The organism is Candidatus Magnetaquicoccus inordinatus, from assembly GCF_004217665.1.
Lineage (GTDB): Bacteria > Pseudomonadota > Magnetococcia > Magnetococcales > Magnetaquicoccaceae > Magnetaquicoccus > Magnetaquicoccus inordinatus.
Map to the genome: position 1 here is coordinate 1 of NZ_RXIU01000135.1, position 9,817 is coordinate 9,817.

Consider the following 9,817-nt stretch of genomic DNA (forward strand, 5'->3'; position numbering starts at 1 on the left):
CCCGCAGGGGCACTCTTTGGGAGGGCGGAGCCCGACCTGCACAGTTGTAGTTTGTGGCAACGGTGCGGAAATGTAGCAAAGCGCTGGTCTTGAATTTTTCTGTCTCTCTGTTTGTCTGGCTTATGATGCCACGTGGCAACAGCGAAAGCCGATGAGTGAGTCGCGGACATCAGACAATAAGACTCTGCGGTAAGCAGATCGAACGTGAATGGCAAGGCTTAACCAAGACCCTCCTCGCGCCATGAGCACCATGCGCCCAACGCCAAAGTGCTGCGTAGATTGGGCATCGCCCCGGGCTCGACCATCGGTGGGAGCCTCATGGTAGGAGCCATGCCAAAGATCATTACACCACTCATCAACATTGCCATGCATCTCGAAAAGCCCCCATGGGTTCGGGGGCAGGCTGGCGACGGGAACCGTGCGCCCCCGAAACACACCCTTTGCACCATTGGCATAGGGATAGTTACCGTTATAATTGACCTGTTTAGTCGTGATATTGTCGCCAAAGCTGAAGGGGGTCGTGGTCCCGGCGCGACAGGCATATTCCCACTGTGCCTCGCTGGGCAGTTGCAACGCCAAACCGGGAATCTGCGCGTTGATCCTGGCCAAAAACTCCTGGACATCATGCCAGTTTACCATTTCCACAGGAAGATCAGGCGATTGAAAGTAGCATGGATTTTTTCCCATCACCGCCTCCCACAAAGCCTGGGTACATGCGGTGTCACACATCCAAAAGCCTTGGCGAAAAGTGACTTCGTGTTGCGGACCTTCATCTTCCAACCGCTCCGCTTCCTCCTTTGGCGAACCCATCATAAAGCGCCCCGGTGGAATCCAACGCAGACGCTGGGTGACCGGCTTGCCACCAGCGCCGTCCAGGGTAATGGTGACCCACAAGCCCACCCGATCCCGCCCCATGGCCTCGGCCCAGCGGGGTTTGGTGATGCGCGCAAAGGTCAAGCGCTCCTGGTCGCTCTCTGCCTGAAACAGGGAGTGGCGGGGCAAAGTACATTGGGTTTGCGGGGGCGTATCGGCCAAACGCAACGCCGCTTCGCTCGCTGGAGCCACCGCCGTCCGCCGCTCCGCCAGGCGGACTGCGGAAGGCTCCTGCGGCTCCGCTCCTGCCTGCCCTGCTTGGCTCACCGGCTGAACTCGGGCACAACGAAAGCCAATGAAGTCGCCGCGAAGCGACGACCCGTTGCTGAGGCGGCAGGCAGCCCGCACAAAACGGGCGTCGCTGTCCCAGGAGCCTCCACGCAGCACACGAGACGCATCAGCCGATGACCCCAGGGGATTGACTCCGGCAGCTTGCTTATAATCCCACTTCCCATCCTGACACCACTCCCAGACATTGCCCAACATGTCATACAGACCCCAAGCATTGGGAGCCTTGCCGGCAACGGGGTGTGTTCTGTGCTTGCTATTGCTCCTATACCAAGCAATGGCATCCCGCTCTTGACCATATATCGGCGTCGTGCTCCCGGCGCGACAGGCATATTCCCACTGCGCCTCGCTGGGCAGAGTCAGCTCCAGGCCGGGCAACTGCTGGTTGATCTTTGCCAAAAACTTCTGGACATCCTTCCAGCTCACCTGCTCCACCGGACGACTCTCCACCGACTCCTCCGGTGTCTGCGGAGATTGAAAGTGGCTGGGATTTGTTCCCATCACCGCTTGCCACAACTCCTGGGTGCAGGGGGTATCAAACAGCCAATAGCCAGTGGAAAGAGTCACTTCAAGCTGGGGGCCCTCATCCTCGAACCGCCCAGGCTCATCCTTTGGCGACCCCATCAGAAAACGCCCCGGTGGAATCCAACGCAGACGCTGGGTGACCGCCCCAACGACGATAGTGACCCAGGCGCCAAATTGGTCCCAACCCCAGGCATTGGCCCAGGAGGGCGGGCTGGCAGATTTCCAGAAGGAGGAGGCATCGACGACAGGCGCTCCGATGCGCAGCAAGCCGGTAGCGGTAACGATGTTCCCCAGCCAGCTCCCGGTCTCCGCCGCCAGCGAGGGGCTCTGTTCATCCTCCGCCAGCAGTCGGGCACCCTGCTGCCAGAGGGCGAAGCGGCGTGGGGGATTAAACACAATGGGCAGCAAAGCGGGATCAAAATTTTCTGACAAGGTGTGCTGCGGATCCTCCTGGAAGCTGGCCAGTTCCAATTGTTGCTGTGCCTGGCGCAGTGCGGGATCCTCCTGCTGATGGTATTCTGGCCCGGCGCGGCCACTCAAACGCCGATACCACTGCCGGTGCAGCAGCGTCGGCGCCTCGGCCAGTTGTTGGAGGGTTTGGGCAGCGGCGAGCAGATCATTGTTGCGCAAGGTTTCGGGCAGGGCTTGGCGCAATTGCGGGGAGAGACTGAGCAGCTCTTCATACCAGATCTCCGGGGCCAAACCACCGCGCCATGGCTGAAGCGCCTGGATCACCTTGAGCTGCATTGTGTTGGATTCGTTGCGGAAAAAATCATCGCGCAGCCGTTTGGCGAGCAGCGGATCCCAAGAGGCGGCCACCCGCGATCGACCAAGCAGAGCCCGATGCCGCCAGACATCGGCCTCGGTACCGGCATCGGCTTGACTGCCCAGGAGCAGGCGTATATCGCGCAACAATCCCGGCTCGATGCGCACTGCCGGAGAGAGAAGGCGCAGCAACCGTTCTGCACGCTGCTCCAGCTCAGCCGGGGTCAAACGCAGGGTGGCAGATCTGCGCTCCCAGGTCACCAGACGCCAGCTCCGCAGCACTCCCGGCAAGCAGCGGGAGGCTGGCGCGGGGGTCAGGGCCACAGGACGGCATTGGCAGCGGGCCAGACGTTGGCCAAAATGTTCCCAACGGCTTGCCAACTGCTCGGCATTGCCTGCCAGAGAGCCCAGATCCCCCAACACCACCACCAAGGCAGCGGGTGCAGGCCAGCGATAGTTTTGAAACTCTCCCTGTGGACCCAGGGAGATAGGCTCCTCCATCCCCTCCAGAAAGAGGGCAAAGCTGAGCGCATGCCGGGGAAACAGAGCGGCCAAGCGTCTGGCCACCCGCTCCTGGTCCTCCTGGAAGGGGATCAAGCGCACGCTGCGATCGACGATGATCTGCACGGAGGATCCCCAGCGCAAGCGAGAGCGGCGCGGCAGACGCTGCAGGCTGCCTCCCCTGGCCAGCAGGCGAATCAGGGCATCGATATCCAGGTTTTTGCCTGGAGCACGCTCGGCAAAGCCAGCGCGCAACCGGGGTACCAGCCCACTCCAGCGCTGCAGATCCCGGCCGGCCGGCTGTTGCTGGGAAAGGGTATCTTGTGCCTTTGCTTTTTTTTGAGTGGCCACGATGGGTGCCCGCGCTTCATAGGCCACAGGACACCAGAAGGTGGTAGGCGCTTCAGAGACTGGGGCTGTCTGTTTTTCGACTGTTTGTTCTGGCTCGATCGGCTCCGGCTCAGGAGGAGGCGTTGGGCGTGGCCTGGGCAAGGACGGACCATAGCCCAGCAGATGGGCCACCGCCGTCAACTCCTCCATGCCCCCCGCCTTGAAGGCCAGCAGCAGATCGGAATAACCGCAGCCTCCCCGAAGAATCAGCGCATCAGACTGCTTTGTCATGGTTCCACATGTTTGCGCAACGTATACGGGGCCACCACCTCGAGCATGGCCAACTGTTTGGCTTTGGTGCGCTCCAGGGTCAACACAGCTCGCAGCAGATCGAGATATTCCGCCTGTCCTGGACGGGGTGTGACCTGGGCCTCCAGAGCGGCATGACGATCCCTGAAGAGCATCTCAGCCGCTTTGCGCAACAGCTCTTCCGTTGCCGTTGGAAAATGGGCCTTGCCCCGTTGCATGAGCAATGCGATCAACTCCTGCTCATCGCTGGGCAAATTGAGGCACAAGACCAGGCATCGGCGCAAGAAGGCATCCGGCAAAGCCCGCTCCTCGTTGGTGGTGATGACAAGCAGAGGCAATATCCCCTGCACGCACACCGGTTTGCTGCGTCCTAACGGGGTAAACTGCCGGGCGCCCAGGGCTTCCAGCAGACCGTTGGGGGTTTCCGATTCTGCCTTGTCGATCTCGTCGAGCAGCAGGACACTGCCATTTTGCGCGACTCCGCCATCGGGTTGGGGAGGAGGCTCTTGCTGGACCCGTTTGGCCTGACGCTCGGCATCTGCCCAATCGAAGGCCCACCAGAGGGGACCGGGATGCAGATAGTTTTCCACAGCCAGCTCCTGTCGAGCCTGTTGGGAATCTTGATGCAAGGCGCCCGCGAGTTGCGCGTTGGCCAAGCGCATTACGGCATCAAAGTTCCACAGCAGATCCCTTGATTCGGTGCGTGAGTCAATGACCTGGGAGATAAAGACCCGGTTGAGTATTTTGGCGACTGCGCGCGCCAACTGGCTTTTTCCGGTACCCGGCTCGCCACGTACCAGCAGTGGTCGTCCGGCAGCGATGGCTGCGTTGACGGCATGGATTTCGCGGAGACTCAACAGGTGTACCCGATCTGCCGGCCCCGATTCGCCGCTCAAATCGACCTGAAGATGGGAGGCGCCGGTTTTAGGCAGATCAATGCGGCTTGCTTCACTCATGGTTTGTTTCTCTCTATCCTGTCCACTATCCGAAACATATTGCGCGGGCCTTGTTGGCGGCGTATCGCCCAGACCGGTATATTTGCAAACTATTAAGGAGGTCCAGGAGGGGATTATCCCCTCCTGGCAGGTGCAGGACGGAGTCCTGCATGTAGCGGCGTTTCACCAAAAGCGAATGCTTTAGCATTCGCGCACGCCGCGACAATCTGTGCCCCGCAGGGGCACTCTTTTGGGAGGGCGGAGCCCGACCTGCACATTTCAAGTTTGTGGCAACGGTGCGGAAATATTCCTTTGCACTCAAGCCACCCGCCATGCGCCATCCTGAAAAGAGGGTGCGCCGCCTAAAGCAGCAATGAACGGATCCCATCAAAAAGGGATTGGTGCTCTCCCAGCAAGTTTGTATCCAGCAGAACAACCGCCATAACCGGATAGCGCGTCTTTATACGTTCGATGGTCAATTGATAGCTGTGACGCTCTTCACCTTCTGGCATCTTGCCAATGAGATAAACCCGAATGCCTTTCTCCTTAAACAACCATTGGATTCGGCGAGCAATGGCATCATCCTTTACCATATCCGGCATGGAGGCCGCTTCGGCGGGAGGCTTGACTGTTTTGAACAGATCCTCACGCAGATTTTTCTCGGTGCTCTCTCTGAAGCCCCCCTCCGGCTGCAAATTGACGCTATAGAACCCTTCTGCAAAATCATCAGGATCACTGATCTCTTTCCATGCAACTTCACGGTTATCAATACCGGCAAAAACGATTTCGGCAAAAGCCTTGATTCCGGCAGGAATAGTCCTGATGTCACCCAGCGCACCATATTCCCACTGCTCGAGATCCATCTTCTGACTGGCAACATAGAGCCATGGTATCAGAAGGCGACTGGTATTTTTGATGGCATTGATTGCGACCGAGTCGGAATCGGCATCCATTTGTTGATAAATTTCCCGCAAAAGCGCATACCCAGAATCGAAGGGCAAAGCCAAGATTCTTTTCGTGAGCCTCATGGCACGCTTATGAGCATCCTTCTCCTCAGAAGAGTTGTCCGCTTGCAAAGGAGGAAGCTTTCTTTCCAGCAACTCCATGAGTGAGCCAGATGATTGGATGGCCTCCGCAACCTTTTTTTCTAATTTCCTAAAGCGCATCTCCCGATCCGTGCGCCGCAATGACTCCTTATCCGGTGGAGAAACAGGGCTAGACACAGGTGGCAGCCCACCCTCCTCCCTCTGCTTTTCTCCGGGAGAGTGTGCGGCAGCAATCGCGACCCCTTTGTTCACCGCAACCGGGGCACTTTGTACTGTTGCTGCTGTTTCCGACTCCGGCATATCCTGCTGGGCCAATTCTCGAATTCGTTCGGAAATCTTAACAAATATCTTTTGTTTTTCAACTAGTTTTATTTCTGTCAAGCATTTTTCCAAGGTGCCAAAACCCTGAAATTCAGTCAATTTGATGGTAGCCTGCTTACCCGTTTTAGGATGCACAAATGGAATACCTGCATTCTTAACCGTCGATGGCGACAAAAATACGGGCAACACCGTCATCCGACCCCCTTCGCATGCTGCCAAAAGCGGCGGCAGTTCCTTTTCACGAATAAATTTAGAAGCAAGAAAAGCTTCGGATATAAAGAGAATGGCGGTTCTGGATTGTGCCAACGCCTCTTCTATGCTTTCCTGCCAGCGCAACCCTTGTTTGATTTTTTCGTCTGTCCAAACAGTGATCAACCCTTCTTGTTCCAGGGTTTCTTGATAAGGCATAAAAGAGCGTAATGCCCGTTTGTCCGCATGACAATAGCTCACAAAGACCGTATACTTTGCCATCAGTCAATAACCCTCCTCCTGCATCCGTTATACTGATGGCATGGTATCATATCTGGAAGGAGTGTTGTCACGGAAAAACATGCTGCTAATTCCCCATTGTTGCCACAAACTTGCAATGTGCATGTCGGGCTCCGCCCTCCCAAAGAGTGCCCCTGCGGGGCACCGATTGTCGCGGCGTGCGCGAATGCTTCGCATTCGCTTCTGGTGAAACGCCGCTGCATGCAGGACTCCGTCCTGCACCTGCCAGGAGGAGATAATCTCCTCCTGGACCTCCATAATACTTTTTGATTTTTCAAATGCACTTACCCTGTCTATTATTAACCTCTGCTCTCCCGCCTCGGCACAAAATAGTGCACACTCTCCCCCAGAGCCACCTCAGCAACCTCCAATAAACTCTCCGACAAGGTGGGATGCGGATGCACCAAATGACGAAACTGCCGCACCGTCAAACCAGCCTCAATCGCCTGCACCCCCTGCGCAATCAACTCCCCGGCATGCACTCCAGTAATACCCACCCCTAAAATCTGCTCCGATTGGGGATCAATCAGCATTTTGCTCACCCCTTCAGTACGCTGCAAAGTCTGCGCCCGTCCCGAAGCAGCCCACGGAAAACGCACCGCACGTACCGCCAACCCACGCTGCTTTGCCAACCCCTCGGTCAATCCCGCATAGGCAATTTCCGGGTCGGTATAGGTGACCATGGGAATCACCGGCTCTGCACGCGGAGGCGGCTCACCAAACAGCGCCGCAACCGCTACCCGTGCATCATACGTGGCCTTGTGCGCCAACATCGGCCCGGCAATCAAATCGCCAATCGCAAAAATATGGGCAATCGCCGTGCGTCGCTCCGCACTCACCACCACCCGCCCCTGCTCCAACTCAATGCCTAGAGAGGACAAACCCAACAGATCACCATTGGCCCGCCGCCCGGTAGCCAGCAACATCTGCTCGGTTGCAAGCTGCAGGGTTGCCTCACCACTCTGCACCGTCACCTGCAACCCGGCAGAACTCGGCTCTACCGCCAACACTTTGCTGTTGGTCAACACCGAGGCAAACAAAGAAGGTACACGCTGCGCAAAAGGTCGCAACAGATCCCGATCCACCCCAGGCAGAAGCCCCGAACTCCACTCGACAATGGTTACCTTGCTCCCCAAAGCCGCATAGAGACTCCCCAACTCCAAGCCGATATTGCCGCCGCCCACCACAAGCAAAGTGGCAGGGATTTTTTCCAGTTGCAAAGCCTGTGTGGAATCCCAAACTCCCGGGATATTGGTGGAGATTCCAGGGAGAGCCAGCGGACGCGATCCCGCAGCCAGAATACAGTGCGCAAAAGTGATCCACTCGACGCTGCCATCGGCTTTTTGCACCCGCAAGCGGTTGCTGGCGCAGAGCTCCCCCTGCCCTTGCAAAAATTCCACGCCGCGTCGTTGACACTGCTCGGCCAGACCATGCGTCAAGCGCGTCACCACCTCCTCTTTCCAGGCACGCAGACGAGGCAGATCGATCTGCGGAGGAGCAAAGGTGAGCCCCATCTGTTGGGCTTCGCGGCACTCCCGCAGCAGACGTGCCACCTGCAACAACGCCTTGCTGGGGATACAACCCCGCTGCAAACAGACCCCACCCGGTTCTGCCTCAGTATCGATCAAGAGCGTTTGCATCCCTCGGGAGGCCGCCAAAAAAGCCGCCGCATACCCCCCTGGACCTGCTCCCAAAACCACCAACTGTACCGATCGATCCATCAGCCTCTCCTTTAACAGATAGTCACATTCACCCACGGCAGACGCATCGGCCACCGCAAAAGCGCGCGCCATAAGGAGATAATCTCCACCGGGCCGGATACACGGGCAAAAAGCAGCGAGCAAACAGCTTGCCCTGCAAATTCACCTTGCAGCGCTACGCATTATTGCATAGCATCAGGCAATACATTGTAAAGATAAAACTTTCCTCAGGCAATTGCCGTAAATAATTTTTTCCCGAGCGACTTTCAATAGCAGGCAGGTGTTGGATTGTCTCAAATGGAAATCAAAATACAGAAGAGACAATAAGCAACCATAAACAGGGCGATGGTCGCCTATTGGCAGCACGGGATGCGCTGTCCGAAGCCAAGACCAGGATGGCAGAAGCTCTGGCATTAGAACTTTCTAAAATCAGCGATAAAACGAGGCGTTTTCCACCTCTCATCAGAGAAATGTTTGAAAAAATCTCCTCTGATTTCCATCTCGAACAGTTGCACAAGGAAGCATCATGAACCAGGCGGACTCTCTGCACGCTCTAGAGCATCTGCAGACAAATCAGGATGCAGCCAGGCCAGAACCTCCTCTTACCAGCATGCAAAAAAGCGTGATAGAACATGAGGATGGTGCTTTATTGGTGCATGCAGGTCCGGGTTCAGACAAGACAAGAATCCTTGCTGCGCGAGTACGGAGGCTCTTGCACGAAGTACCAGGCCATTTCCATGTGCTTGTGCTCACTGTTACCAATATTGCAGCCAAGGAGTTGAAAGAGCATTTAGCCGACCTTGGCAAAGAGAGTCGTCGGCTTTCCATAGAGACAGTGCACGCATTTTGTCGTGAAATGCTGGCACAACGGGGAAAACCGGTTGGCATTACAGGAGCTCCTCTTGTAGTTGAACTGCAAAAAGACAGAAGGCAGATTCTGCTTGAAGCGATTCATCAAAATCCGCTGCTGGCTCCCCAGCTCAAATATCCGCAACAGGGAAAAAGTGCCGAGCAAATACTTGATCAGTGGTTGTTTGACATCTCCAGACTAAAAACTCAGCCTTCAACATTGGCAAAGAGTGATGATGATTTGCTGGCCCGCAGAGTTTTGGATGCCTATGATTCCGCTCTGCGCGCCAAAGGGGCATACGACTTTGATGATATGCTTGTATTGGCCTGTCGCCTCATGCGTGAACAACCCATTATTGCTGATTTTTATCGTCGCCTCTACAGGTTTATCAGCATCGATGAAGCACAGGAGTTGAATGAGGCGCAATATGCTGTTTTGACCACTCTTTGTGGTGGCTCATTGCGCAATGTGCTGATGATAGGCAATCCGAAACAGACATTTTCCCCATCTGGCAATCCTATTCCAGAATATATGCGGCGTTTTCGTGACCAATTTGCTGCCGAAACAATTGACCTTGCTGAAAATTTATATGCAGCAACAGCGGATACAGACAAGGCAAAATCATCATCCAGCCCCATCAATCCGAGCATTGATGGGGCCTCCCGAAACATGGCGGTGGCCGATCTTGACCGCCAGCCAGATGTTTTGCAGAGCCTAAAAAGAGATATAGCACGCCAAAGACAGCAGGCCAAACTGCGCCCAGACAATTTCCTGCCAGCTCTGGCCACCTCACTAAACAACCTGGGTATCCAATTACATGCTCTGGGCCGTCGCGAGGAGGCGCTGGCGGCTACGGAAGAGGCCGTGACGATCTGCAAACAACTG

The 9,817-nt window shown here is 56.2% G+C and carries 6 protein-coding genes; 2 read left to right on the top strand and 4 right to left on the bottom strand.

Annotated features, from left to right (window positions below):
• Nucleotides 1–120 precede the first annotated feature (120 nt).
• The 4 genes from EJP87_RS18505 to lpdA form a co-directional block, all read right to left on the bottom strand.
• A complete protein-coding gene (locus tag EJP87_RS18505) occupies nt 121–3,573 on the bottom strand; it encodes a formylglycine-generating enzyme family protein (RefSeq protein ID WP_227657572.1) in 3,453 nt (1,150 codons plus the stop codon).
• Nucleotides 3,570–4,547, bottom strand: coding sequence for an AAA family ATPase (locus EJP87_RS10500; RefSeq protein WP_130471825.1), 978 nt, complete (start codon nt 4,545–4,547; stop codon nt 3,570–3,572). Before EJP87_RS10500 ends, EJP87_RS18505 begins: the two co-directional genes overlap by 4 nt.
• 341 nt (nt 4,548–4,888) lie before the next feature.
• A complete protein-coding gene (locus EJP87_RS10505; protein WP_130471826.1) occupies nt 4,889–6,364 on the bottom strand; it encodes a toll/interleukin-1 receptor domain-containing protein in 1,476 nt (491 codons plus the stop codon).
• 317 nt (nt 6,365–6,681) lie between these two features.
• On the bottom strand, nt 6,682–8,175 hold the full coding sequence (lpdA, locus tag EJP87_RS10510) for a dihydrolipoyl dehydrogenase (RefSeq protein ID WP_130471827.1): 1,494 nt from the start codon (nt 8,173–8,175) through the stop codon (nt 6,682–6,684).
• 263 nt (nt 8,176–8,438) lie between these two features.
• On the opposite strand from lpdA, the gene EJP87_RS17820 reads away from it, so the two are divergent.
• Together EJP87_RS17820 and EJP87_RS10515 are read left to right on the top strand one after the other, a co-directional pair.
• Nucleotides 8,439–8,612, top strand: coding sequence for a hypothetical protein (locus EJP87_RS17820; RefSeq protein WP_193771289.1), 174 nt, complete (start codon nt 8,439–8,441; stop codon nt 8,610–8,612).
• The coding region (locus EJP87_RS10515) for a UvrD-helicase domain-containing protein (protein WP_130471828.1) at nt 8,609–9,817 on the top strand (1,209 nt) is incomplete at its 3' end. The genes EJP87_RS17820 and EJP87_RS10515, both read left to right, overlap by 4 nt.

Excerpts from the sequence above, each read along its gene's own strand:
- EJP87_RS18505 (WP_227657572.1), bottom strand. The coding sequence starts at position 3,573 with ATGACAAAGCAGTCTGATGCGCTGATTCTTCGGGGAGGCTGCGGTTAT.
- EJP87_RS10500 (WP_130471825.1), bottom strand. The coding sequence starts at position 4,547 with ATGAGTGAAGCAAGCCGCATTGATCTGCCTAAAACCGGCGCCTCCCAT.
- EJP87_RS10505 (WP_130471826.1), bottom strand. The coding sequence starts at position 6,364 with ATGGCAAAGTATACGGTCTTTGTGAGCTATTGTCATGCGGACAAACGG.
- lpdA (WP_130471827.1), bottom strand. The coding sequence starts at position 8,175 with ATGGCGCGCGCTTTTGCGGTGGCCGATGCGTCTGCCGTGGGTGAATGT.